Raw genomic sequence first — 23,930 nt, 5'->3', positions numbered from 1 at the left:
GACCTATGATTGAAATAAGCTAAAATAAAGTCAGATGAATAAAGGAGCGTGAACCTATGTCAAATGCAAAAGAATACGTACAAGCGATACAAGAAAAACTTCACCAAAAAGATGACGGCCAAATCGAGTTTCTGCAAGCGGTCGATGAATTTATGCCTACGGTCATCCAATTTTTAGAAAAAAATCCAGAATACATTGAAAAAAATATTCTAGGGATTTTAGTAGAACCAGAACGAGTGATCCAATTCCGTGTTCCTTGGCAAGATGATCAAGGAAACTGGCAAGTGAATCGTGGGTACCGAATCCAATACAATTCAGCCATCGGACCATATAAAGGTGGCTTACGTTTTCATCCAAGTGTCAATTTGAGTATTTTAAAATTCTTAGCATTTGAACAAATTTTCAAGAACAGCCTGACAGGCCTACCAATCGGTGGCGGTAAAGGCGGAAGTGATTTTGATCCAAAAGGAAAATCGGATAATGAAATCATGCGCTTTTGTCAAAGTTTCATGTTGGAACTGGCAAAACATATCGGACCTTCAATTGATGTACCGGCAGGCGATATCGGTGTAGGTGCTCGTGAAATCGGCTATATGTATGGTGCCTATAAACGATTGAAACAATATGATTCAGGCGTTTTGACAGGGAAACCTTTAGATTTCTGGGGAAGTAAGATCCGAACAGAAGCAACAGGTTATGGCTTAGTTTATTATGTGAAACACCTATTGAGCGAAGAACAAGATTCATTTGCTGACAAAACAGTGATGGTTTCAGGCAGTGGGAATGTGGCAATCTATGCAATCGAAAAAGTTCATGAACTAGGTGGAAAAGTGGTTACTTGTTCTGATTCAGGTGGCTATATCTATGACCCAGAAGGTATCGATCTTGATCTATTAAAAGAATTGAAAGAAGTCAAAAGAGCCCGTTTAACAGAATACGCCAAAGAACGCTCATCGGCTGAATACCACGCAAATGAATCGGTTTGGACTTTGAAACAAGCGGCTGATATTGCTTTACCTTGTGCAACGCAAAATGAAATCGACGGACAATTGGCAGAGATCCTTGTAGAAAATGGCGTGAAGATCGTCGCAGAAGGTGCGAACATGCCATCCACATTAGATGCTGTTTCAGTCTATGAAAAAGCAGATATCTGGTATTGTCCAGGAAAAGCTGCCAATGCTGGTGGTGTAGCTGTATCTGCGCTAGAAATGAGCCAAAATTCACAACGATTGGTGTGGGAAAGCAGCCAAGTTGATGCGCAACTTGATGAGATCATGGCAACGATCTATCAAACATGTCGTCAAACTGCCAAAGAATTTGGCAACGAAAAAAATCTTTTGCTTGGTGCCAATGTGGCAGGTTTTGAAAAAGTCGCAAAAGTAATGGCTATGCAAGGTTTAGTCTAAAAAATGGAAGTTTCTTGCAAATATTAGAAGCTTCTCGCATATTTGCTTGAAAAATAATAAAAAAAAACGTAAAGTATATCTGTAGATTGAAACTTTTAAGGAGGAACAAAAATGGCACACATTCATTTTGACTATTCAAAAGTTGCACCATTTGTCAATGAACATGAGTTAGGCTATATGCAGAGTCAAGTTACTGCTGCAGACAAATTATTACGAGAAGGAACTGGCGCAGGTAGCGATTTCCGAGGATGGATCGACCTACCTACGAACTACGACAAAGAAGAATTTGCTCGTATCAAAGCTGCTGCTAAGAAAATCCAATCTGATTCTGAAGTCCTTGTGGTCATCGGTATCGGTGGTTCTTATTTAGGTGCTCGTGCAGCAATCGATTTCTTACAACATACCTTCTACAACTTGTTGGGAAGCGACAAACGCCAAACACCACAAATTTTCTTCGCTGGAAACTCAATCAGCTCAACTTATCTTGCTGACTTGATCGAAGTGATCGGCGACCGTGACTTCTCAGTAAATGTCATTTCAAAATCAGGAACAACGACTGAGCCAGCCATTGCATTCCGTGTATTCAAAGAATTACTTGTTAAAAAATATGGTCAAGAAGAAGCAAACAAACGCATCTACGCTACAACAGACAAAGCAAAAGGGGCTGTTAAAGTAGAAGCAGACGCAGAAGGATGGGAAACATTTGTGATTCCTGATGATGTCGGTGGACGTTTCTCTGTATTGACAGCAGTTGGTTTATTACCAATCGCCGCAAGCGGAGCAGATATCGATGCCTTGATGCAAGGTGCTGCCGATGCAAGCAAAGCTTATTCAAGCGACAAACTTGAAGAAAACGAAGCTTACCAATATGCAGCAATGCGTAATATTCTTTACCGTAAAGGCAAAGTTACTGAATTGTTGATCAACTACGAACCAGGAATGCAATACTTCTCTGAGTGGTGGAAACAATTATTCGGCGAATCAGAAGGTAAAGACCAAAAAGGAATCTACCCTTCAAGTGCAAACTTCTCAACAGACTTGCACTCACTTGGACAATACATCCAAGAAGGACGTCGCAATATCTTCGAAACAATCGTAAAAGTTGAAAAACCACGTAAATCGATTACAATTCCAGAACAAGCAGAAGACTTGGACGGACTTGGTTATTTACAAGGAAAAGAAATCGACTTTGTAAATACAAAAGCTTTTGAAGGTACATTATTAGCTCATACAGACGGCGATGTACCAAACCTATTAGTTAAAATCCCTACAATGGATGCTTACACATTAGGTTACACAATGTACTTCTTCGAAATTGCTGTCGGCATCTCAGGTTACTTGAATGGTATTAACCCATTCGACCAACCAGGAGTAGAAGCTTACAAGAAAAACATGTTTGCTTTACTAGGCAAACCAGGGTTTGAAGACCTTGCGAAAGAATTGAACGAACGCCTGTAAGATAGGGGCTAGAGAAGATTCTTAGTAATGCAAACGACTAAACATGTAGATACCATTTTATTTTAGTGGTACTACATGCAGAAAAGACAGCCGATTATTGGCTGTCTTTTTTTGATGTAAATTGGACCAGTTGACCAGTTTCTTTCTTATCTGGATTGTTTAAAAAATCATCTGATTTACTTATAGCACGTTCTTTGACAAGGAGAGAGAGGTGAGCATATATCTGGGGGGAGATACTTCTTTGTAACTGAGTATAAATGGAGTGAGAAATATATTTATGGAGGTAGGATAGGTTGATCAAGCTTTATTGACAAATAAAGCCTACTAAATTTTTGGTTAAATAATTAAACTGCGTTTCCGTATGCATCAGTTATTGTGATCGTTCCTTCCTTAGAAACTCGATAAAAACCTACCGATCCTGATCCTCCTTGTTCAAGAATTGATTTACTTTGTGCATGAAATAGATAGTCTGATTCAATCATTTTATAGAAAGTAACCACGATATCCTCATTTTGTAATTCAGGAGAATCACTGATAAGTACTTGCATTGCTCGTTCCTGAGAGGTTATTGCATTACCTACAAGGGGCGAAGAAGCAGCCGCTGATTCCGTTGTTACCTCAGATGATTGAGTAGAATTTATAGCTTCTTGAATTTGTGAAGGTTGAAATATTGATGAATTTTCTTGAGACGAACTCTTTTTATTTATTGAATTTAGTTTGATATTACTCGTTGAACTTATAGATTGGTTATCTGACTCTGTATTTTTTGAGGTAGTTGTCTCACAAGCAGCGAGTAAAAGAAGACTAGTTACCATACCAATAAAAACAATTTTTTTCATTATAATTTCTCCCATATATATTATTTATTTATCGTACACTTCGTATATATATTGTAAAAAGATAAGACATCCAAATTAGCGTGATAATAATAACTTCCATTAAACTTGTTTTGACTAGAGATAGGTATCATAAACTCTAATGATGTTTTGCGAGAGTTATTATTTGTGTTCTTAGCTGATACATGCTATATTATATAAGTAATCTAATTTGAAACGTAATCTGAGCGATATATTCACACTATAAAAACTCCTTTTACTAAGTAATATTAATTGCAACAAAACACGTATGATATACGTAATAGGAGGAAATATATATGAATAACGGTACAGTAAAATGGTTTAACTCAGACAAAGGTTTTGGATTTATCACTGGTGAAGATGGACAAGATGTATTTGCACATTTTTCAGCTATCCAAGGTGAAGGCTTTAAGACTTTAGATGAAGGTCAAGCAGTTACATTTGATATTGAAGATGGTCAACGTGGACCACAAGCAGTAAATATCAATAAATAATTCAATAGACGACTTTGAACCATCTCTTTGTGAGATGGTTTTTTTGTTATTAAAAAAATCATAAGAGGAAAACTATATGGACTACTTGATCTTGGCAAATAGATAGTCCATCTGGCTAAAAGGGGCTAACTATAATAGTCACTTTGATTGGAAAACAGCAAACTATACAGTGGAAAAATGAAGAAAGAATTTGTAGATTGGGAATCAGTGATTAGCGCAAAAGAAAGAGACAAAGGTGTGGGATTTTGGACTCTTATAGAAGAAGATATTATCGACACAAATGGATATACCTTTGATATTACAACCATTTTGTCACATCAACATAACGAGGAAAGCATATGAGCCAGAAGTTAGTTTAAATAGGTGAATATCTATTATGGGAAATAGGTTTAGTGAATTTTATATAAAAAATACAACATGAAGAGCTATATGAGAAATCGGGATATTGGGAGTAACTAAGGGTAATGATTAGTTTGGGCAGTTGGTGCAGGTGCTAAGTAAGATACTTTAGATGTTGAAATATAAAAAAAGACTGTAGATAGTTAGTAAGACCAACAAACACCTACAATCTTTATTTAAATATTATTATTCGTTTAAATGTTGTATCGCATATTCAGCTTCTTCTGGTGTAAATTGTTCGCCATACTCAGAAATAAGTTGATCACGAATTGCTTCAGGAGACATAGCCATTTGTTCTTGATAAGATTTAGCTTTTGCTAGCGCATTTGCATTGTAATCAGTTTGCAAATTATCTACAGCATATTGAGCTGCTTCTGGAGCAAATTTTTCTCCATATTCAGAAGTAAGTTGTTCATAGATAGCTAATTTAGACATATTCATTATTTCTGAGTAAGATTGTGCTTTCGTTAAAGCAGACTTATATTCAGTAGGCAAACTTGCTTCAAGTTGTTTACGTTCTTCTTCTTGTTTTTTTGCCGCTTCGGCTGCAGCCTTTTGTTCTGCTTTTGCTGCTAGAACTTGCGCATTTGGCTTGATAGTGATCTTAGAACTTTTAGAATCTTTATCTATACTAGTATAAATAGTTAATTCCTTGTTCTCGTCTTCTGTCATTTCATAAACAAGACTAAAGTTACCGTCACTATCTGCTTCAGTAGCATCTCCGACAATACCTAGTCCAACACTCACTCTAGCGCCAGGGTTAGTTTTCCCTGAAATTGTAGCCTTATTCGATGAATCACACTCGATTTCAGATGGTATTTCCAATAAAAGATTTATCTTTGGAGCAGAACTTTGAGTTGTGGTACTAGTGGTTTCTGAAGTGATAGTTGAATCATTTTTTGTTTCAATAGTGGATGTCTGTTTTGTTTCCGCTTTAGTGTCTTGTTTACTATTCTCTGAACTTGCGGGGGTAAATACACTAATTAATAATATAGAAATTATAACCGTAGCAATCGAAATATTTCGATTTTTTTTATTTGGAACCTTTTTGATAAAATACCAAATACCTACACAACCTAATAAAAATGTTAAAGTAAATAAAGTACTCATATTTAACTCCCTTTTCCTTGATGAATACTCATCATATTTTATATACCCAATTTAACTTTTTCCATTACTCCTTCCTTGTTTCTTACTCCCATTTAACGGCAGGTAGTAGTAGTCGCCAAATCTATATTATCGAGGACTTACCCCACTAAGTCCTAAATAAACATAAAATAGTACACTCATTAAATCAAAAACCGATAACAACTCTCTGGAAGGCCATAAAGTCTTGTCAGCTCTTCCACTTCTCTTGGGTAGGTTTCCGTATCTTCTTTGTACAAGGAAACGATCAAGTTCGAAGCAAAGCAGTTGGCTTCGCTTTCAGATTTGCTTCTTGAATTTCTAGAGGATACATAGTAGCTAGATATTTCTCGATGGAACAAAGCGTGTCCGAGTTCATGGGCACAAATATAAAAACGTTCTTCTGATTCTTTCAGTGAGTTGTTCAATAAAATAATAGGGGAGCCTAATAGTTCTTGAAACTGTCCTTTTGGATTATCGAGAAAAGAAACATATCTGATTTCTATTCCTAATTTTTCAGCAATCACAAAAGGATTGGCGGTATCATAGGTACGCTTCAGTTCGCTTACTAGTTTGATAATATCCATCTCCATATATGCTCACTTCTCTTTGCCACGTTTTCGAAATTCCCAGAAAAGCCCCGTCAATACATCTTTCACACGTTGCTTTTCTTGTTCTGTCAATGTTTCTCCACCATACGCCATATTGACATTTGAATTGAGCATTTTGTCTAACTCAAATAAATCATCTTTATTTGCCCATTTTGGCGCTTGGTTGCTGCCCAATAAGAAATCAGTTGTTACCCCAAAATAATCCGCTACTTTTTTTAAATTTTCCGACTTGGGTGAAACACGATCCCATCTTCGGATCTGGCCATTAGAGATTCCTACGGCACGTTCGACTTCAGCAAAGGTTACTTTTTTTTCTTCTGCTAATTGTTTGATTCGCGCAACTAGTGTCATAAGGAACCACCTTTCTTGATATTCAAATAGCATAAAAGTCATTATGGTTGACAATTAGCTTTTAAGCTATTATAGTTTGCTTATACACTGATTCAATTGTTCGAAAAGTTAAGAATACAGTTACTTAAAAGTTCTTTCGATAAAGCATGCTTAAGATAAAGCGTATTCTTATGATTTCTATTGACTTTATAATAGCTTAAAAGTTATTTTGTGTCAAAGATGATGAACATTGAATTGTAATCAAATTGAAGTAGTCTGTCGGAATAGGTAAGATCAAACAAAGGTTAGGTATTCCAGAAAGTGGAGGGTGAGCAAAATGATTGTAGAGAATGCTGTGGTATTGAATGAGTTTAGAAATCTTGTAAGTAATGTGTACATTCAGATTTTTGTATTGATTCTATGTCTTGATTTTATTAGTGGTATCTGTCTGAAAACAGGAAAAAAGAAACGATTCAAACGTTCTGTGGTAAAAGATGTAATCAAATATTTGTTGATTTTACTTATTGTTTTGATTGCTTATCCCTATCTCAAAATTACAGGTTTTGAAGCAATTGGTATTGCTTTGGTTTTTTCGTATTGTGCGATCTATGGCTTGTCCGTTATTGAAAATCTAAGGAAACTAGGAATACCTGTACCTGATTTTGTTAAAGTACGTTTGAAAAAATGGCGTGATTTCTCAGAGGAGCAGGGGAAGTACAAAAAATGATCGATAGGATTTTCTTAAAAGTGCTGCTAGGATATTCTTCTTATTTGGAGTAAACAAAAAAGACGTTTCTATGGCTCGTTTAGCCAAAAACGTCTTTTAATTCTTTATAGAATTATCAGCTGACATGAAAAGGGAACACTCCTTAGTTAGATTCGTGTAGCGCTTTTACTGCTTGCTCAATGGTGATCCCATAAGCGATGTGTTGTTCGTTCATTGCATCGATTGCCATGAAGCGATTCGTTGAACTATCAAATGCTACACGATAGCTGATGCTTGTTTTTGTGAATGTCATAGATATTTCTCCTTTCATTGGTATTTGTGTATTCATGAAATTTTTCATAAAACTTCCGAATACACCTTAAGTTTAGCACCATTCTAAAATTTGGGCAATCAATGTGCTATAAGATAGCTGTTGCTAGTTTACTTGAAATTAATTCTCTGAGATTCCCATCAATAATCCAATCATTAATAAGATAAATATACCAGTTTGAATATAGACCATCATTATTCACCTCTTTGACCCTAGTGTAGCTCTTTTTTAGCTTGGACTCACGAACAGTGGGGGATAAAGTTCAAACAAAATTGTCATATTTTTGGTTGGGATGACTGAAATAATAGTAACGAAGGAATCAAAATAGTGAAAATTGGAAGCGGTGAGCAAACACTTGCTTTGAGATATTTCGCAAACTTCATTATAATAAAAGAAAGGGGGCGAATCGCTATGCAAAAAAGAAAAAATTCTGGTAAACTAAGCATTTTTCTAGCAGTTATATCTGCTATCCCTGCTGTTTTAGCAGTCGTTCGAGCTATTAAGGAATCAAAGCAAAGATAAACTAAAAAAAACGTGTTGCTTACTTATCCGGTGGGATAGTGAGCAACACGTTTTTATATTAACCAACACCAAGAACAAAGTTTAATAACTTGTCAGAGTAAGTAATTTCTCCTTCAGAATCTTTGATCGTATCATTCAACGCTTGCATATCATCTGTGATGATACCATCTACACCATAAAACATCATCCGGCTCATATCGTCTGACTCATTGGGTGTCCATACATAGACTTTTTTGCCATCCTGATGGGCAGAATCAATGAAATTACGATTGATCGTACTGTACTCCATGGTCAAGAAATCGGCAGGTGTTACTGGAGGACCAACTAGATTAAAAGGCAAAATGTAGCCAACGTAAAAATTAGGGTTTTCCGCTTTTAAATCTGACACTGTTTGATAAGTCAAACTTTGTAAAATATGTCCATGTGTTAAAATAGTTTCTTCGTATTTTTTAACAAAATTTTTAACTAAATCATCTGAGTCTTTTCGAGTCGTTTTGATTTCGATCAATAATTTTTGGTTCAGTTCATTTGCTCGGTTTAAATACGTATCGAATGAAACCAATGGCTCTTTGGCACCATTTTCAGTCACAGTCAATTTTTTCAGTTCTGCTAGAGTTAGGTCTTGCGGTGCTTTATTGACTCCAGTCAAATTTCTTAAATTGAAATCATGCATGACCACGAATTGACCATCTTTGGTTTCTTGGATGTCCATTTCTACATAATCTGGATGGTAATCTTTGCTCGTCTTTTCTAGTGCAGCAATCGTATTTTGTGCGCTGTTTCCTAAGCTAACGCCACGATGGGAAATCGTTAGAGGTTTTGTTTCAGAAGCAGATGTCAGGTAATTCATATTGTAAATACAAACACCAACACCGAAGAAAACAGCAAATAAAGTAAACGCAGTATTTTTTAAAGCTGTGTGTTTTTTGGGCACTTCTTGTGAAGAGAACCAGCTGGGTATATCTGGTAAGAAACCTTCATCATCCATAAAGTCTACAATGACGTAAAAAATTCCGACGGTAGACATCACAATATTGAACAAAAGAACGCCTTGTAAGAGTGTCATGGCAAAAACAGCACTAATCAATGAGTAATCGGAGAAATATTCCTCAACAAAGATCTGACCGGACAAGATCGCCAAGTAACTGATTGTTGAAATCAATAAAATCGTACCACTGATCACTAAAAATTGACCTGAAATCGCAAAAAAACGTGCTTTGGTCAAACGCCAACTCTCACGGATCGCTTCACGAAAAGGGCGATCTCTTAAAATCATTTCAGGTAATGCAAAGATTAAACGAATCCCGATATAACCGAGAAAGACATAGACAAGTAGAAAAGAACTTACGATGATCCAGCGGTTAGTGAAAATAAAATCCATAATAAATGCAGGAATTTTTATTTTAGAAAGTAAGTCCGAATTAAAACTTAATCCGCTGATTGGTAAAATCAAAAAAAAGTAAGCTAAGAAAAATAAAAAAATCATCGGACGAACTTTTTTTATTTGTCGGATGGTCAACTGCAATAATTGCTTTAATGAAATTGGTTCTTGTTTTTTGATGAAATAAACACTCATTAGCAAAAAAGTAAACTCAAAATAGACTAAGAGCAAAATCAACAATAAGACAGCGATCAAGGAGAAGAAAACTCCTGGATGTTGCGAAATCAGTGTGGGGATATTATCCGTTGAAAGATAATCGATCGACCCACGTTGTAAAATCAAGCGTGTCATACTACCAAGCAAAGGCAAACAAATAAATAAAATAAACCCATGCATCAGAACTACATCACGAAAATAAGCTTGTGTTCCTTTCAGGAAGTCCCAAGCATTTCCTAAACTTCGTTTTAAATAAACGATCATTATTATCACCTACTCCTAACATTATAGCGCAAAAAACATAAAAAAGGAGTACTGCAGGAATCTTTCATTGCAGTACTCACAGTGTATCTATTAAGAAATCATCCTAACAAGCCAGTCAGGAAGTTACCACCATAAATCAATGCCATGCTGTACAAAAAGATCGATAAGGGTTTAGCAATCAAAATAATCAATGTGTATTTTTTGACTGAGATATTTGTCAAACCAGCCATTAAACACAAGGCATCGTCTGGTGCTACTGGTAAGAAGATTGCTAGCGCGAAAAGCTTTTCAAAGCGACTTTGGTTTTCTAACCAACCAATATATTTGTCGTATGTTTTATCACTAATCATCGACAGGATAAATGGTTTTCCATATTTTCTACCTAATAGGAAAATAATGATCGAACCGATACAAATACCAACATAATTATAGATAAAGCCAGCGTAAGGACCAAAAATCAGGACACCTGCTGCGGTGCTGATCCCTCCAGGAATGATCGGTATAACGACTTGCAGTATTTGGATCAAGATAAAGATTATCGGTCCTAAAATAATTGAATCACCTACAAGACCTCTTAATGCGTTCAAATCTTTAAAGACGCCTAGATTAATAAAATAAATCGTGAGTGCAATTGAAAAACCAATACCGATGATCGATATAATATTCATTAATTTACGTGATACTGCAACGTTCATCCCTAGTCAACTCCTTCGAGGTTTTCATCTGATAATTGTATTTTACCTGAAAAGCGCAACTGCGCGCCACTATTTCAAGTGAGAAACAACAAACAATTTTGTAAGTTCAAACCAAGTATAGAGGATGAAACAAAATAAAACATCCATCTAGAGTCTTATTTACTTAATTTTATGATCTATGAAATGTTAGATCCGACGAAAAATCTTGATGTTTAAAATTGGCGAATCATACATGATTTCCACATCATCGATCAGATTCCCAAGTAATCGATAGGATTCTTGGCCATGAGAAGGGGTGCCTAGCAACTCGTGGTAATAGATCTCCATACTAGGATCTCTAGGTGTATTCAACAGTGAGGCCAATGTATTCAAATCTTTTGGCGGATTTTTCGTTGTTCCTTGAAATTCGATATACAGTCCTTCATCTGTATATTCTAAGCCAATACGAATCTCATTGATCTCGTGTTCGTAAAAATACGTGAGAAATTCATCAATGATCCTCTTTGATAGTTCTTTTTCCATTTCCATGTGCGTTCTTTCCCTTCCCGGTAAACGTAAAATTTTCTAGGATAGGCACTAGTATACCAGCAATAAATCCCGTTGAAAACCCACTATTATATAGATTCAATCCTCCGTGTAATGTGCTGAGATTATGGACAAGAGTAATATGTAAAAAGCCTGCAATCACTCCATAAACGCCGCCATAAAATCCACTGATCGGGGCAAGCCCTGTACCGAAAATCGCAGCTACGAGCATGGTTGTTTCGGTCATATCATGCATCGTCCCTAATATTGAGGCAATGTAGATACCAATCAAAATCGGAAAACAATTTTTAACATGACTTCCAAATGAGCTGAAACCAGCCACTGAGATGATTCCTCCCACCACAGGTCCATTTAGCACACCACCGATCAGCAGGACGTAAGACATCAATAACAAGCCAACCAAGCCCATATTGATCAAGGTGGCGCCGATACCTGATGTGCCGATGAAATCTGTTGTAAGTTTTCCAGAAGACTCAAAGATTTCACGTAATCCTTTCAATTTGAAGGCATTAAAGAAGAAGCCACAAACAGCGGTTGATAAAAAGAATAAAAAAATGATCCAAGTCAATTCATGGTGGTAATCAGTCGAAAGAATCGAATGCACTTCGATCGAATAACTAAATTGCCGAAGGATACCTGTCACCAACATAGCAATCAACCCTGAAGTAAAACCAATATTATAAAGTGTAAAACCACGATGAAAGGTCAGAGTCTGAACAGCTAGGATCGGCAATAAAAAGCCAACGATCAAACCGGCTAAATTACCTAGGAAAGCACCTTGAAGGATTGGTAAACCCATCCCGAATGTAATATAGCTGACAACAGGGGAGAGTGCACTACCAAATAAGCCAATCATTACATATTGAGAAAACGGTTTGTGCATAAAATAGGCATATAAATAAACACCGAGGATAATGGAGATGGAATTGTATAGATTTTTCCCAAAGAATGAAAAACCTGCGACAGTCAATATGGAAGCAAACATTGCACCATTCAACATGACTTTATGGCGATAGGCGAGTAACACAGAAGAGAGTGTAAGTAAGCCTACATTCATAAATGCGCTTCCAAATCCACCTAAAGCAATATAGTCGGTCAAAAGATTACTGGGGGAGGTCATGATGACCATTAATCCCACGAGGTTATTTGATAAAGAATCGCTAAGCAATCCAATAATCAAAAAAAACACGCCTGTAAAAATAAGGTAAAAATAGTTTTTCCTTTGAGAAATGATTCTTTTTTTAGGATGAATATAAATAACGTCACTTTTATTCTTCATTACACACCTTCTTTTCCTTTTTATTTAACTATAACTTGAAAGAAAACTTTAGGTCAACTTAAATTCAACACAAAATCAAAAATTGTAAGGGGAAACAAATTACGCAAAAAAATATTTAGAAAATTGAGAAAATCAATAAAAAACACATATATGCTTTAAAATATAACAATTTAGGTATATTATTTGCAAAAATTGATCAATATCGGTTAAAATAAAAGAACAGAGACTGTAGCATGAAGTGGGGGAGTTTATTATGAGAAGAAAAGTCTATACGAAGGATCAAATTCTGAAAGCTGCATATGAAGTTGTTGCTAAAGAAGGATTTAAAGGTTTCACTGCACGAAATATCGCGAAGAAGATGGGGATATCTACCCAACCGATTTATTTAGAGTTCAAAAATATGGAAGATTTAAAAAATACGCTATTAGATGTCATCTTCCAACAGTTAGAAGAAGAAGTGTTTCCTGTAGAGCGTACAGGAGATAAAATCATCGATTTAGGATTGAATTATATTTATTTCGCTAAGAAAAACCATAGCCTTTATATGGCTTTATATATCGATGAGCATGGAAATGGTCAAAAGATGCATGATTTTTCTTATAATTATTTCCGCAAGTTATTAAAAGAGGACGCCCGCTATAAAGATTTATCGGAAGAGTATATTGATGCGCTTCATACTGGTACTTGGGTAACCATCACTGGTATTGCTTCATTGATGTCTTCTAGTATTATGCATCCGACAGAAGAGCAAATCATTTCGATCATCAAAACGACGGTCGATTCTGTACTTGCAATTGAAAACCCAGAAAAAATACGTTAATTACAACAGCATGAGGTCGAGACAGAAGTGTTTAGCCTCTAGAAATAAGACGCCATCCACGAAAAATGTTCTTCAAATTTTTGTGGATGGCGCCTTATTTTTCGAAGAGGTTACTTCTACTGTTAACGCCGTTTCTTCGTTTTTTGGTGGTGCGAGAAGACGAATGTCCCGTAAGCTATTTTATTCCAATCCTGTAATTTGAAAAGTGTTTTCAAATTTAAACATAACAGTTATGGTATTTAAATGACCAGTTTACAAAACAAATAAGATGAACTGGAGTGCATAATACCTCTTGACATTTGTAGAAAAAAGATTAAAAATAGTAGGCATGGAAGGTTGGCAGAGTGGTAATGCACCGGACTCGAAATCCGGCGAACCGGCTAACACCGGCGCGCAGGTTCAAATCCTGTACCTTCCTTTTATACCAACGGTTAGACACGATTTAGATCGTGTCTTTTTTGTTGAATTTTTACCCTAGAATATTTTTTGACTCCCCTTTTGGTACTCCTTTTATCATTTTACATACTCATCTCATGTGATTTGTAAATTTACAAACACAGTCTATTTTATGTATAAAGAAAGTTCTCTATAAAAAGAAAGAAACAACAAGGGACAGCCTAGCTATCCCTTGAAAGTCAACCGTTATGGCAGTCTTTGCAACAGTAGCGACATCCATCGAAACTTTTGGATGTGTGGGTTGTGCTTGCTTTATGTAGGGCTTCTTCACATGTAGAAAATACGCCAATAAAAAGTGCATCCTCTGGACAATGCGTACATGAGATCACGTGGACTTCGTGATTTCCTCGATCATCTGTTTTTTTGTTAAAATAATAAATTGCCATCTATATCTACCATCCTGATTTATTTCAACGTCTTGTTCGTTGATAGTATAAATTATACGGGAAGGTTGAGTGATCATGAGGATTATTTTTTCGCTATGATGGAAGAGGTTGTTTAAAAAAAATCTTGCAATAAAAAGGATGGAAAAAAATTTATTATTAAAGTAGCGATTGCTAATCTTGATTTTTTTGTCGTTGAATCTCAAGTTATTGCTTTTTGTTGCTCGCAATAAAAAAATCAATTAGCTTCCTAGCTTGAGGAATAAATAATTTTTATTTAGAAGAAGATAAGCGCAGAAATCCAAACAACGGTGTAGTCTTTTTTGGTTTCTGCGCTTGTTTTCTTGTATTCAAGTAATCTGTTCTCTTTAAATATATTTTCTATTTATCTGAAATCAGCTAATATAGCCATGATTTTTTAGGGATTTTTGATGTTCGCAAGGTGTTCCGACGATCGTGAAAGGAGTTATTTTAGTCGTCGTCGTTTGCCCATTCCATTCATAGGCGTAATTTCTGCCGCTCCAATTCTTGTCGCAAGCGAAGCAGTGATATTCTACCTCTATTCTTCCAGTTGCGTCTTCTGCTTGAATCCAGCCGATAGACTGAGCGGTACCGTTCGTGATATTCGCTTGATTTAAATCCCAATCATAAGGATCTGAGCTAAATGCACTCAATGGTGTAGCAGGTGTATTCATTGCTTTTTCCAAAACTGGATCTTCTGTTTGCTTTTGTTCTGTAAGTGTTTGGTTTGCAAATGGTCGATTCTTTTCGCTTGTTGTTTCTGTTGTAGTTAATGAACGTTCGGTACTTTTTGTCTGTGAAGTATTCGTGGCTTCTTGAACTGCCGTATTTTGGATTTCTGGGGCAAATAAAGGAAATAGCATGATTCCTAACATAAATGCCCCAATAATAGTTGTTACCCCTAACAATATCCCCAATAGTACTTTTCCGATTTTCATGTTGATCCTTCCTAACTTTAAAATAAAATATGTTCTTAAATTGAGCATCTCCGAAATTCGTTTTTTCGTCAAGTGATTTGATAGCAGGTTACAGTTATTGTATATTGATTTTTATTACTTGAAATTTACCTATTATATAAAGTGAAGCAGGTAGTACAAAGAGTTACTCAGTTATTTTCAAATGTAATAAGAGGCAAATAAAAAGTTTTTTTAATATTGTGCCGAGTAGTTCTCGTTTCTACCAAACAGAATAACTGACTTTTTTTTCGCATGATGATTTTCTTACATGCCGACGTAAAAGACAGTGATGGATAAAAGGTATCCTATCAAAGCGCAAGTAAAGAAGATTTTAGATTGAAATAAAAAATGAAATCGCTTGTTATTTTGAAGATATACGTCTACAAAAATCTCCCTATTTATGAATAACATGAAATATTTGTAAACTATAGGAGAATCCAGTAGCTTCCTAGGATAAAACATGTTAAATTAATTGTTGAGTCTACTTTTTTTAAAGATAGAGATTTTTCATTTTTATTTGTTTTCATGTGACGAAATTGTAAGAGTGAAAATCATTCATTCTGGATGCCTTCCTGTGATAAGATTCATGTGGACATAATAATGGAATAGTAATTTTAGTAGGATGTGAAATAAATGTGCGGAATCGTAGGATTTGTTAATGACAAAGATAATAAAAAAGCAATCATCAATGACATGATGGATCGCATCATTCACCGCGGACCGAATAGTTCAGGTGAATACATTGATCGTGATGTGGCTTTGGGTTTTAGACGTCTAAGTATTATTGACTTAGAAGGGGGCACACAGCCCATTTACAATGAAGATCAAACAAAGATCATTATTTTTAATGGAGAAATCTACAACTATCAACCACTTAGAAAAGAATTGATCGACGCGGGTCACATTTTCAAAACCCATGCAGATACAGAAGTTTTACTGCATGGCTATGAAGAATGGGGCACTGAGTTATTGCAAAAAGTACGTGGAATGTTTGCTTTTGCGATTTGGGATAATGAGAAAAAAGAATTATTTGGTGCAAGAGACCATTTTGGGATCAAACCATATTATTATGCTGAAATGAACGGAACATTGATGTTTGGTTCTGAAATCAAGAGCTTCTTACCACATCCAGATTTCAATAAAGAATTAAATCGGGAAGCATTGAAACCATATATGACGTTCCAATATTCTCCTTTGAATGGTGAAACTTTCTTTAAAGGTGTCTATCGTTTGCCAGAAGGTCATTATTTCACTTACAAAGATGGCAAAATGGATATCCAACAGTATTGGGATGCGAACTTTGAAGAAAAGGGCACACAAAGCCGTCAAGAATGGATCGATCAAATTGATGAAACTGTGAAAGCATCGATCGAAGCACACACGATCAGTGATGTGGAAGTTGGCTCGTTCTTATCAAGTGGGGTCGATTCAAGTTATGTGACTTCTGTTTTGAAACCAGACCATTCATTCTCAATAGGCTTTGATGATAAAACCTATAATGAAGCAATCGAGGCGCGTAAATTAACAGAAATGCTTGACTTGGATAACACCGCAGCTGTCATTGATGGAGACATGTCCTTTAAGGCTTTCCCTTTGATCCAATACCATTTAGATGAACCGGATTCTAATCCATCTTGTGTACCGTTATATTTCTTAGCAAATCTTGCGGCACAAAGTGTACGAGTCGTTCAATCTGGTGAAGGGGCAGATGAATTATTTGCTGGCTATCAATCGTATGGCTTCCACACGAATTCAAAATTTATCCGAGTGATTGCCCAAGGATTGAAAAAATTACCTAAAGGAACGCGCTATAACTTAGGAAGAAAAATCGGTAAGATGCGTAATTTCCATGGTAGGATCCATTTATATGAATCATTAGCGCCTGCCAAAGAATATTTTATCGGGCATGCACGGATCTTTGAAGAAAACGAAGCAGCCAACCTGTTGACTCCAGAGTTTCAACAAGCCCCAACAGTCAAAGAAATCATGGCAGAACATTATGCGAAAACGGAAGGAATCCAAGACGAGATCAACAAGATGCAATATGTTGACTTACACCAATGGATGCCAAAAGATATTTTATTGAAAGCCGATAAACTTTCAATGGCAAGTTCACTGGAAGTGCGAGTACCATTACTAGATATCGAAGTGATGAAATTAGCACAACAGATCCCAAGCAAGTATTTATTGAATCAAAACAATACGAAAGATGTCTTTAGACAAGCTGCGAATAAGCATCTGCCTGAGGAATGGTCAAATCGTGTAAAACTTGGGTTCCCTGTACCGATCAAAGCTTGGCTTAAAGAAGAACATGGCTACCGCCAAGTAAAAGAATTATTTACAGCTGATTTTGCGAAAGAGTTCTTTGATCAAGCGAAAATCATCCAATTACTTGATGACCATCATGAAGGTAGAAGTGAAGAACAACGTAAGATTTGGACGATTTTCAGTTTCTTGACGTGGTACAAAGTTTATTTTGTGGATGAAACGATTCCTCAAGCTGAACCGATCCAATATGTAACAGTTTAGAAGGTAAAATATTTTTTCTAATGAATAAAAAAACGAAGAGTGCCGATCCATAATGGATAGACTCTTCGTTTTTTGTCGTAAATTGACATTGCTTGCTTTTTTAATCCAAACAAGCGATGAGGAACAATCAATAATGCACTTCTCGCTCGAATGTACCATCTTTTTTGTAGATCATTAAGGAAGTCTCTTTATTACGAGCTACTTCTTTGCCTTTTTCAACGGCTTCTTCCTTATGGTCGAAGTGATTGCTTGCTTTTTCAGCTCCTTTTGAGCGAACGATCCAGTGCTCCTCTTCAAACTTTACTTCGACTGTAGCATCTAATAATTTCGCCGCTCGTGGATTGCTATCATGCTTGTCATTTTTTTGTGGATTTTTCTCTTTTGAGAAAGCTTTCTTCTCTTTCTCATCTGCACTTTCAACCCATTCTTTCGCTTGACTGATCGCAATCGGGATTGCACGATCATCAGGATAGCCTTCATCTAAAAGCGCATTGCCGATATCGATTGCTTTCTTTTTCGTCAATTCTTCCAAGTTCTTCATGGCTGGTGGAAAATCTTTCATATTCCAAGGCATAGTTAACTCCTCCTAAAAGAATAATTGATTTTACTACTATAACAAGTGTAATCTCAACTTGGTAAAAAGAAAAATCATCTGTTTCAATTTTTGCTGTGCTTATTTTTTTCTCGTCAAGTAGAACTACTTAACAAAATCGTGAAAAAGGCTAGCAATCTGATAAAAATCATGGTAAGATAATCAAGTCTGAGAGTCATCTTAGAGGATTCTAGTATAAATGGGAGGGAAAATCATGCGCGTAAACATTACTTTAGAGTGTACTTCTTGTAAAGAACGTAACTACCTAACTAACAAAAACAAACGTAACAATCCTGATCGTTTGGAAAAGCAAAAATATTGCCCACGCGAACGTAAAGTTACTTTGCACCGCGAAACAAAATAATATGTCTAAAAAAGTTTGGGTCTGTACCCAAGCTTTTTTATTTTTAGTATAATCAAGTAGTAGATGAAAGGAGCGAGTCAAAATGTTTATTTCCATGTGGGCCCAAGACAAGAATGGATTGATCGGTAAAGATGGGTTATTGCCTTGGCGTTTGCCAAATGATATGCGTTTTTTCAGAGAACATACGGTGGATCGTTTATTAGTGATGGGGCGTAAAACATATGAAGGCATGGGCGATCTATCTCTTCCTTATCGCCACATCATCGTGTTGACTACCCAAGAAGATTTTGAGGTCAAAGAAAATGCAGAAGTCATGCATTCAATCGATGAATTATTGGCTTTTGCGGAGACTGTTTCAGAAGATATTTATGTTTCTGGTGGAAGTCGGATCTTTCAAGAACTATTGCCCCAGACTGGGATCATTTGGCGAACACTGATCGATGGTGAGTTTGAAGGAGATACGTATATTGGAGAAATCGACTTTAGTGATTTTGAACTAGCAGAAGAACATATCGGTATCACGGATCAAGAAAACCATTATGCCCATCGCTTCCAAAAATGGGTAAGAAAGTAAGCTCTGATCATTGATGCATAAAATGGAGGATTGAAAGAAATAAAGGGAGATGTTCAAGATCATGGGAGCATCTTTTTTTTGTCTTTTTTATAGAGAAACAGCTAAGTCAAGCGAGCGTTGCTCCTTAAGATTTAGCTGTTTTTTTGTGTTGTATAAAGAACATATAAAGAAATTTCTTGAATATTAACACTATCTTTATAGTCCTTTGTCTATGATGAAAACAAAGGAGAGGAAGAAAATGATCTTATTTTTAGGTTGTATCAGTATTATTTTGTTAGCTTATCTATTCTGGTTTTTATTTAAGGGGGAAGAGCAATGATGAGTGCAGTATTTCAAGGGTTGTTTTTCTTTTTTATTCTACTCGTTTTAGCCGCACCTCTTGGGTGGTACATCAAGTTGATCATGACAGGGGAAACACCAAAATATGTACGTTTCATCCAACCAATCGAACGCTTTTTTTATCAATTGATTGGTCCTGAGAGTCAAAAGAAAATGACGGCGAAGCGCTATTTAGCGCATGTGTTGGGTGTTGGAATCTGTTCTTTGCTATTTTTAACCGGATTATTGATGGTCCAAGGTTGGCTTCCTGGTAATAACGGCGTAGAAAATCTGTCATTTGATTTAGCCGTGAATACAGCTGTTAGTTTTGTGACAAATACCAACTGGCAAGCTTACGCAGGAGAAGTGACACTGTCGAATACGACGCAAATGTTTGGTTTGACTGTGCAAAATTTCCTGTCAGCAGCGGTTGGTTTAGCGGTTCTTTGTGCATTGATCCGCGGCATCATCCAAAGGAAATCAAGCCAACTGGGCAATTTTTGGCAAGATCTAGTACGTAGTTTGCTTTACATTTTTTTACCACTTTCATTAATTACTGCTGTACTTCTGATTTCCCAAGGCGTGGTTCAAACGTTTAGTCATGGGATGTCATACACTGGTCTATCTGGAGAATCTTTATGGTTGTATCTAGGACCTGTGGCCAGTCAAGTAGCCATCAAGCAATTAGGAACCAATGGTGGTGGATTTTTTGGTGCAAATTCCGCGCATCCATTTGAGAATCCGACGATCTTTTCTAATTTCATCGAGAATCTCGCCATCTTGTTGATACCTACTGCATTGATTTTTGCTTTCGGCTATTGGGTCAAAGAATGGAAACAAGGTCGAACGATTTTGATCGTTTCGTTTGTTTTTCTTTTTGCAGCTTTTGTAGGTGTAGCAATTAGTGAATATCATGGGCCCGCTTTTACGGATGTACTGGGTTCACTGAATATGGAAGGAAAAGAAGTACGTTTTGGTGTGGGTTGGTCAAGCTTATGGGCTGTTAGCACAACAGCGGCATCGAATGGATCAGTCAATGCAATGTTGGACAGTTTTACGCCTCTCGGTGGTGGTATTCCGCTTTTCTTGATGCAATTAGGGGAGATCATCTTTGGAGGTGTGGGTAGTGGATTATATGGCATGTTGGCATTTCTACTACTGACGGTTTTTATCGCTGGGCTACTTGTCGGTCGTACGCCAGAATATTTAGGCAAGAAAATCGAAGCTTTCGATATCAAGATGGCTAGTTTAGTGATTTTGACGCCAGTATTATTGACGTTGTTTGGTACGATGGCAGTTTCACTGCATCCTGATGTTTTAACTTGGTTGACCAATAAAGGTCCCCATGGATTTAGTGAGTTGCTATATAATGTGACTTCTTTAGCAAATAATAACGGGAGTGCATTTGGTGGGTTGACGGCAGATACACCGTTTCTAAATCTTTTAGGAAGTGTCTTGATGTTGTGCTCTCGCTACATTCCGATCGTTGCTATTTTGTTCTTGGCTGAAAACATGGGAAGGAAGAAAACCATCGCGATCAATGATGGAACACTTTCAACAACGAATGGCACATTCATCTCCATGTTGATGATCGTTATCCTTGTTGTCGGAGCATTGAGCTTTTTACCAGCGTTGGCATTAGGTCCGATCGCTGATCATTTTACCTTAAGTTAGAAGGAGTAAAATCAAATGAAAACTATTTATGTATGGGCAATCAAAGAAGCCTTTGTCAAATTAGACCCAAGACAACAAATCAAAAACCCAGTGATGTTCATGGTCTACATCGGAGCGATCTTAGCGACGATCCTTTGTTTTGAACAAACAACCGTGCCTTTATGGTTTACTATAACGATCACCTCTTTGTTATGGATCACTTTGTTGTTTGCAAATTTTGCCGAAGCAGTGGCAGAAGGTCGCGGAAAAGCGCAGGCAAATAGCTTGAAGCAAGCAAAAAAAGAAGTAGTCACTTATAAGATCAATCGCTTAGAAGACATTGAAAACCAAGAATTTATTGAGATCAAATCTTCTGATCTCAAAAAGGGGGATCTGATTTACGTAGTATCGGGTCAACAAATTCCGGCGGATGGTGATGTAATCGAAGGAGCTGCTTCAGTGGACGAAAGTGCCATTACAGGGGAATCAGCGCCAGTGATCCGTGAATCAGGGGGCGATCGAAGTGCCGTTACTGGTGGGACGACGGTGGTTTCTGATTACTTGGTGATCCGTGTGACATCCGAAAATGGACACTCCTTTTTAGATCAAATGATTTCAATGGTGGAAGGGACACAACGAAAGAAAACCCCGAATGAGATCGGGTTACAAATCTTTTTGATCACTTTAACGATCATCTTTTTAGCGGTCTCTGTTAGTTTAGTTCCTTTTACCGAATTCAGTAGTCAGCTGTCAGGTAAAGGGACGCCGATTGCGACGATCGTTGTCATTGCTTTATTCGTATGTTTAGCGCCAACGACGATCGGTGCATTGATTTCATCGATCGGAATTGCTGGAATGAGTCGGTTAACGAAAGAAAACGTGATTGCAATGAGTGGTCGTGCCATCGAAGCAGCGGGAGATGTTGATGTATTACTGTTAGATAAAACAGGAACGATTACTTTAGGAAATCGTCGGGCAAGTGAGTTTTTACCGGTCAATGGTGTCACAGAACAACAATTAGCTGATGCAGCACAACTTTCATCTTTGGCAGATGAGACGGCAGAAGGCCGCAGTATTGTCATTTTAGCTAAAGAAAAATTTGCTTTGCGGGAACGTATTTTTGAAAAATCTGAAGTGAAGTTCATTGATTTTAGTGCGCAAACCCGCATGAGCGGCATGGATTATCGTGGCGATCAGATCCGTAAAGGTGCCGCAGATACGATCAAGAAATATGTGCAGGCACGTGGTGGACAATATCCAGAAGAATGTGATCACATCGTTGCAAAAGTTGCCCAAGCTGGCGGAACTCCTTTGGTAGTTGTAAAAAATGATCAAGTGATGGGGGTCATTTATCTCAAAGATATTGTAAAAAATGGTGTACAGGAAAACTTCGCAGATATGCGTAAAATGGGGATCAAAACTATCATGATCACAGGAGATAATCCTTTGACAGCAGCGGCGATTGCGGCTGAGGCGGGGGTCGACGACTTTCTCGCAGAAGCAACACCTGAAAATAAAATGGATCTTATTCGTGACTATCAAGAAAAAGGACATCTTGTAGCAATGACAGGTGATGGAACGAATGATGCGCCAGCATTAGCGCAAGCGGATGTGGCAGTGGCGATGAATACAGGGACACAAGCAGCAAAAGAAGCGGGCAATATGATCGATTTAGATTCTAGTCCAACGAAGCTATTGAAGGTCGTACGTATCGGTAAACAATTATTGATGACTAGAGGTGCTTTGACCACGTTTAGTATTGCAAATGACGTCGCAAAATATTTTGCTGTGATCCCAGTCTTGTTTTATGGGATCTATCCCGAATTGGCCCAATTGAATATCATGGCACTAGGTAGTCCTCTTACGGCGATTTTATCGGCTGTTATCTATAATGCAGTGATTATTGTCGCATTGATTCCTTTAGCGTTAAAAGGAGTCAAGTATACAGAAAAACCTGCCAGTCAGATTTTGCGTCATAATCTATTGGTCTATGGATTAGGTGGTTTAATTGCCCCATTCATATTCATCAAACTGATCGATCTCGTTTTGAGCTTTTTCTTAATATAAAAAAAGACATTTTGCAGAAAGAAGGAATTCACCTATGAAAAAGATCCTTAGAGCACAGCTTAGTTTTTTATTCCTCAGCATCCTACTCCTCGGTGGGCTATACACCGTCGCTGTTACTGGTATCGGTCAACTTTTCTTTGCCCATCAAGCCAATGGTAGTCAGGAAGTGGTTTCAGGGAAGGTGGTCGGCTCTTCGTTGATTGGACAATCCTTTCAACAGGAAGCTTATTTTAATGGAAGAGGGCAAGACGTGACCCAACTTTCACCAACCTCATCGGAGCAAAAGAAATTAGTAGAAGATAAAACGAAATTGGCGCAACAAAACGATCAAATTATGGAGATCCCAATCGATCTAGTCACAAACTCTGCAAGCGGTGTTGATCCGCATATCAGTGTGGCATCTGCAGAAAGTCAAGTGTCCCGTATCGCTAAAGAGCGGGGAGAAGACGTTACCAAGATTCGTGCTATAATACAGGAAAAAGCACAAAAAGATTGGTTTTCAGATCGAATGTTTGTCAACGTGCTTGAATTGAATCTGTCACTTGATAACATGTAGGCGGCAGAGGGGTTAGGAGAA

At 37.1% G+C, this 23,930-nt stretch carries 24 protein-coding genes and 1 tRNA gene; 14 read left to right on the top strand and 11 right to left on the bottom strand.

Annotated elements, in window-relative coordinates:
* Nucleotides 1–56 precede the first annotated feature (56 nt).
* Together gdhA and IGJ39_RS08775 are read left to right on the top strand one after the other, a co-directional pair.
* Complete coding sequence (gene gdhA, locus IGJ39_RS08780) at nucleotides 57–1,406, top strand: NADP-specific glutamate dehydrogenase (protein ID WP_019722953.1); 1,350 nt, start codon at nucleotides 57–59, stop codon at nucleotides 1,404–1,406.
* A gap of 111 nt (nucleotides 1,407–1,517) precedes the next feature.
* Nucleotides 1,518–2,864: a glucose-6-phosphate isomerase gene (locus IGJ39_RS08775; RefSeq protein ID WP_019722952.1), complete on the top strand. Its 1,347-nt coding sequence runs from the start codon at nucleotides 1,518–1,520 to the stop codon at nucleotides 2,862–2,864.
* 344 nt (nucleotides 2,865–3,208) lie between these two features.
* Here the strand turns inward: IGJ39_RS08775 and IGJ39_RS08770 are convergent, their stop codons facing one another.
* On the bottom strand, nucleotides 3,209–3,703 hold the full coding sequence (locus tag IGJ39_RS08770; RefSeq protein WP_019722951.1) for a hypothetical protein: 495 nt from the start codon (nucleotides 3,701–3,703) through the stop codon (nucleotides 3,209–3,211).
* Nucleotides 3,704–4,017: 314 nt separating this feature from the next.
* On the opposite strand from IGJ39_RS08770, the gene IGJ39_RS08765 reads away from it, so the two are divergent.
* Together IGJ39_RS08765 and IGJ39_RS08760 are read left to right on the top strand one after the other, a co-directional pair.
* Nucleotides 4,018–4,215, top strand: a complete 198-nt coding sequence (locus IGJ39_RS08765) for a cold-shock protein (protein WP_019722950.1) — start codon at nucleotides 4,018–4,020, stop codon at nucleotides 4,213–4,215.
* Nucleotides 4,216–4,392: 177 nt separating this feature from the next.
* The gene (locus IGJ39_RS08760; RefSeq protein WP_157999840.1) at nucleotides 4,393–4,557 is read left to right on the top strand and encodes a hypothetical protein; all 165 of its coding nucleotides are present in this window, start codon (nucleotides 4,393–4,395) and stop codon (nucleotides 4,555–4,557) included.
* A gap of 243 nt (nucleotides 4,558–4,800) precedes the next feature.
* Here the strand turns inward: IGJ39_RS08760 and IGJ39_RS08755 are convergent, their stop codons facing one another.
* The 3 genes from IGJ39_RS08755 to IGJ39_RS08745 all read right to left on the bottom strand — a co-directional run bounded on the left by IGJ39_RS08755 (nucleotide 4,801) and on the right by IGJ39_RS08745 (nucleotide 6,701).
* Nucleotides 4,801–5,724, bottom strand: a complete 924-nt coding sequence (locus tag IGJ39_RS08755) for an Ltp family lipoprotein (protein WP_019722948.1) — start codon at nucleotides 5,722–5,724, stop codon at nucleotides 4,801–4,803.
* Between the two features lie 179 nt (nucleotides 5,725–5,903).
* Nucleotides 5,904–6,332: an ImmA/IrrE family metallo-endopeptidase gene (locus IGJ39_RS08750; RefSeq protein ID WP_019722947.1), complete on the bottom strand. Its 429-nt coding sequence runs from the start codon at nucleotides 6,330–6,332 to the stop codon at nucleotides 5,904–5,906.
* A 6-nt stretch (nucleotides 6,333–6,338) separates the two neighbouring features.
* A complete protein-coding gene (locus IGJ39_RS08745; RefSeq protein WP_010735116.1) occupies nucleotides 6,339–6,701 on the bottom strand; it encodes a helix-turn-helix domain-containing protein in 363 nt (120 codons plus the stop codon).
* 316 nt (nucleotides 6,702–7,017) lie between these two features.
* Between IGJ39_RS08745 and IGJ39_RS08740 the strand changes: the two genes are divergently transcribed.
* Nucleotides 7,018–7,407 carry a phage holin family protein gene (locus IGJ39_RS08740; protein ID WP_019722946.1) on the top strand — a complete coding sequence of 130 codons (390 nt, stop codon included), beginning with the start codon at nucleotides 7,018–7,020 and terminating at the stop codon, nucleotides 7,405–7,407.
* A 142-nt stretch (nucleotides 7,408–7,549) separates the two neighbouring features.
* Here the strand turns inward: IGJ39_RS08740 and IGJ39_RS08735 are convergent, their stop codons facing one another.
* On the bottom strand, nucleotides 7,550–7,699 hold the full coding sequence (locus IGJ39_RS08735; protein WP_010735118.1) for a hypothetical protein: 150 nt from the start codon (nucleotides 7,697–7,699) through the stop codon (nucleotides 7,550–7,552).
* 345 nt (nucleotides 7,700–8,044) lie between these two features.
* Here IGJ39_RS08735 and IGJ39_RS08730 point away from each other — a divergent pair, with 345 nt between their 5' ends.
* Entirely contained in the window at nucleotides 8,045–8,239 is a 195-nt protein-coding gene (locus IGJ39_RS08730) for a hypothetical protein (RefSeq protein WP_019724616.1), read from the top strand.
* Between the two features lie 58 nt (nucleotides 8,240–8,297).
* On the opposite strand, the gene IGJ39_RS08725 is transcribed toward IGJ39_RS08730, so the two are convergent.
* The 4 genes from IGJ39_RS08725 to IGJ39_RS08710 form a co-directional block, all read right to left on the bottom strand.
* Nucleotides 8,298–10,097, bottom strand: a complete 1,800-nt coding sequence (locus tag IGJ39_RS08725; RefSeq protein WP_195339565.1) for a glycerophosphoryl diester phosphodiesterase membrane domain-containing protein — start codon at nucleotides 10,095–10,097, stop codon at nucleotides 8,298–8,300.
* A 101-nt stretch (nucleotides 10,098–10,198) separates the two neighbouring features.
* Nucleotides 10,199–10,795, bottom strand: coding sequence for a TVP38/TMEM64 family protein (locus IGJ39_RS08720; RefSeq protein ID WP_010735121.1), 597 nt, complete (start codon nucleotides 10,793–10,795; stop codon nucleotides 10,199–10,201).
* A gap of 186 nt (nucleotides 10,796–10,981) precedes the next feature.
* The gene (locus tag IGJ39_RS08715) at nucleotides 10,982–11,317 is read right to left on the bottom strand and encodes a hypothetical protein (RefSeq protein ID WP_023519896.1); all 336 of its coding nucleotides are present in this window, start codon (nucleotides 11,315–11,317) and stop codon (nucleotides 10,982–10,984) included.
* Complete coding sequence (locus tag IGJ39_RS08710) at nucleotides 11,286–12,620, bottom strand: DUF1576 domain-containing protein (RefSeq protein WP_108145755.1); 1,335 nt, start codon at nucleotides 12,618–12,620, stop codon at nucleotides 11,286–11,288. Before IGJ39_RS08710 ends, IGJ39_RS08715 begins: the two co-directional genes overlap by 32 nt.
* Nucleotides 12,621–12,873: 253 nt before the next feature.
* On the opposite strand from IGJ39_RS08710, the gene IGJ39_RS08705 reads away from it, so the two are divergent.
* Together IGJ39_RS08705 and IGJ39_RS08700 are read left to right on the top strand one after the other, a co-directional pair.
* Nucleotides 12,874–13,440: a TetR/AcrR family transcriptional regulator gene (locus tag IGJ39_RS08705; RefSeq protein ID WP_023519894.1), complete on the top strand. Its 567-nt coding sequence runs from the start codon at nucleotides 12,874–12,876 to the stop codon at nucleotides 13,438–13,440.
* 330 nt (nucleotides 13,441–13,770) lie between these two features.
* Nucleotides 13,771–13,858 (top strand) — tRNA-Ser (locus IGJ39_RS08700).
* Nucleotides 13,859–14,674: 816 nt separating this feature from the next.
* On the opposite strand, the gene IGJ39_RS08695 is transcribed toward IGJ39_RS08700, so the two are convergent.
* Nucleotides 14,675–15,238 (bottom strand): hypothetical protein, encoded by a 564-nt coding sequence (locus IGJ39_RS08695; RefSeq protein WP_195476317.1) that lies wholly within the window; start codon nucleotides 15,236–15,238, stop codon nucleotides 14,675–14,677.
* 651 nt (nucleotides 15,239–15,889) lie between these two features.
* Here IGJ39_RS08695 and asnB point away from each other — a divergent pair.
* Nucleotides 15,890–17,785: an asparagine synthase (glutamine-hydrolyzing) gene (gene asnB, locus IGJ39_RS08690; protein WP_019724147.1), complete on the top strand. Its 1,896-nt coding sequence runs from the start codon at nucleotides 15,890–15,892 to the stop codon at nucleotides 17,783–17,785.
* 127 nt (nucleotides 17,786–17,912) lie between these two features.
* Here asnB and IGJ39_RS08685 read toward each other — a convergent pair whose 3' ends face one another.
* Nucleotides 17,913–18,359, bottom strand: a complete 447-nt coding sequence (locus tag IGJ39_RS08685) for a DUF2188 domain-containing protein (protein ID WP_019724148.1) — start codon at nucleotides 18,357–18,359, stop codon at nucleotides 17,913–17,915.
* 217 nt (nucleotides 18,360–18,576) lie between these two features.
* Here IGJ39_RS08685 and rpmG point away from each other — a divergent pair, with 217 nt between their 5' ends.
* The 5 genes from rpmG to IGJ39_RS08660 all read left to right on the top strand — a co-directional run bounded on the left by rpmG (nucleotide 18,577) and on the right by IGJ39_RS08660 (nucleotide 23,909).
* Nucleotides 18,577–18,741: a 50S ribosomal protein L33 gene (gene rpmG, locus IGJ39_RS08680; RefSeq protein ID WP_373865805.1), complete on the top strand. Its 165-nt coding sequence runs from the start codon at nucleotides 18,577–18,579 to the stop codon at nucleotides 18,739–18,741.
* Between the two features lie 82 nt (nucleotides 18,742–18,823).
* A complete protein-coding gene (locus tag IGJ39_RS08675) occupies nucleotides 18,824–19,315 on the top strand; it encodes a dihydrofolate reductase (RefSeq protein WP_010735128.1) in 492 nt (163 codons plus the stop codon).
* Between the two features lie 315 nt (nucleotides 19,316–19,630).
* Complete coding sequence (kdpA, locus tag IGJ39_RS08670) at nucleotides 19,631–21,307, top strand: potassium-transporting ATPase subunit KdpA (protein ID WP_195476315.1); 1,677 nt, start codon at nucleotides 19,631–19,633, stop codon at nucleotides 21,305–21,307.
* A gap of 15 nt (nucleotides 21,308–21,322) precedes the next feature.
* Nucleotides 21,323–23,353 (top strand): potassium-transporting ATPase subunit KdpB, encoded by a 2,031-nt coding sequence (kdpB, locus tag IGJ39_RS08665; RefSeq protein WP_019723986.1) that lies wholly within the window; start codon nucleotides 21,323–21,325, stop codon nucleotides 23,351–23,353.
* 34 nt (nucleotides 23,354–23,387) lie between these two features.
* Nucleotides 23,388–23,909, top strand: a complete 522-nt coding sequence (locus IGJ39_RS08660) for a potassium-transporting ATPase subunit C (RefSeq protein ID WP_438764497.1) — start codon at nucleotides 23,388–23,390, stop codon at nucleotides 23,907–23,909.
* Nucleotides 23,910–23,930: the final 21 nt, after the last annotated feature.

The organism is Enterococcus sp. AZ140 (assembly GCF_051714405.1).
Classification (GTDB): Bacteria; Bacillota; Bacilli; order Lactobacillales; family Enterococcaceae; genus Enterococcus_B; species Enterococcus_B pernyi.
The sequence above is the reverse complement of the archived record's forward strand: the minus strand, read 5'-3'. Positions and strand labels throughout refer to the sequence as shown.

Bases quoted from the DNA above. Each gene is read 5' to 3' on its own strand.
- gdhA (WP_019722953.1), top strand. From the start codon at position 57: ATGTCAAATGCAAAAGAATACGTACAAGCGATACAAGAAAAACTTCAC.
- IGJ39_RS08775 (WP_019722952.1), top strand. From the start codon at position 1,518: ATGGCACACATTCATTTTGACTATTCAAAAGTTGCACCATTTGTCAAT.
- IGJ39_RS08770 (WP_019722951.1), bottom strand. From the start codon at position 3,703: ATGAAAAAAATTGTTTTTATTGGTATGGTAACTAGTCTTCTTTTACTC.
- IGJ39_RS08765 (WP_019722950.1), top strand. From the start codon at position 4,018: ATGAATAACGGTACAGTAAAATGGTTTAACTCAGACAAAGGTTTTGGA.
- IGJ39_RS08760 (WP_157999840.1), top strand. From the start codon at position 4,393: ATGAAGAAAGAATTTGTAGATTGGGAATCAGTGATTAGCGCAAAAGAA.
- IGJ39_RS08755 (WP_019722948.1), bottom strand. From the start codon at position 5,724: ATGAGTACTTTATTTACTTTAACATTTTTATTAGGTTGTGTAGGTATT.
- IGJ39_RS08750 (WP_019722947.1), bottom strand. From the start codon at position 6,332: ATGGAGATGGATATTATCAAACTAGTAAGCGAACTGAAGCGTACCTAT.
- IGJ39_RS08745 (WP_010735116.1), bottom strand. From the start codon at position 6,701: ATGACACTAGTTGCGCGAATCAAACAATTAGCAGAAGAAAAAAAAGTA.
- IGJ39_RS08740 (WP_019722946.1), top strand. From the start codon at position 7,018: ATGATTGTAGAGAATGCTGTGGTATTGAATGAGTTTAGAAATCTTGTA.
- IGJ39_RS08735 (WP_010735118.1), bottom strand. From the start codon at position 7,699: ATGACATTCACAAAAACAAGCATCAGCTATCGTGTAGCATTTGATAGT.
- IGJ39_RS08720 (WP_010735121.1), bottom strand. From the start codon at position 10,795: ATGAACGTTGCAGTATCACGTAAATTAATGAATATTATATCGATCATC.
- IGJ39_RS08715 (WP_023519896.1), bottom strand. From the start codon at position 11,317: ATGGAAAAAGAACTATCAAAGAGGATCATTGATGAATTTCTCACGTAT.
- IGJ39_RS08710 (WP_108145755.1), bottom strand. From the start codon at position 12,620: ATGAAGAATAAAAGTGACGTTATTTATATTCATCCTAAAAAAAGAATC.
- IGJ39_RS08705 (WP_023519894.1), top strand. From the start codon at position 12,874: ATGAGAAGAAAAGTCTATACGAAGGATCAAATTCTGAAAGCTGCATAT.
- IGJ39_RS08695 (WP_195476317.1), bottom strand. From the start codon at position 15,238: ATGAAAATCGGAAAAGTACTATTGGGGATATTGTTAGGGGTAACAACT.
- asnB (WP_019724147.1), top strand. From the start codon at position 15,890: ATGTGCGGAATCGTAGGATTTGTTAATGACAAAGATAATAAAAAAGCA.
- IGJ39_RS08685 (WP_019724148.1), bottom strand. From the start codon at position 18,359: ATGCCTTGGAATATGAAAGATTTTCCACCAGCCATGAAGAACTTGGAA.
- rpmG (WP_373865805.1), top strand. From the start codon at position 18,577: ATGGGAGGGAAAATCATGCGCGTAAACATTACTTTAGAGTGTACTTCT.
- IGJ39_RS08675 (WP_010735128.1), top strand. From the start codon at position 18,824: ATGTTTATTTCCATGTGGGCCCAAGACAAGAATGGATTGATCGGTAAA.
- kdpA (WP_195476315.1), top strand. From the start codon at position 19,631: ATGATGAGTGCAGTATTTCAAGGGTTGTTTTTCTTTTTTATTCTACTC.
- kdpB (WP_019723986.1), top strand. From the start codon at position 21,323: ATGAAAACTATTTATGTATGGGCAATCAAAGAAGCCTTTGTCAAATTA.
- IGJ39_RS08660 (WP_438764497.1), top strand. From the start codon at position 23,388: ATGAAAAAGATCCTTAGAGCACAGCTTAGTTTTTTATTCCTCAGCATC.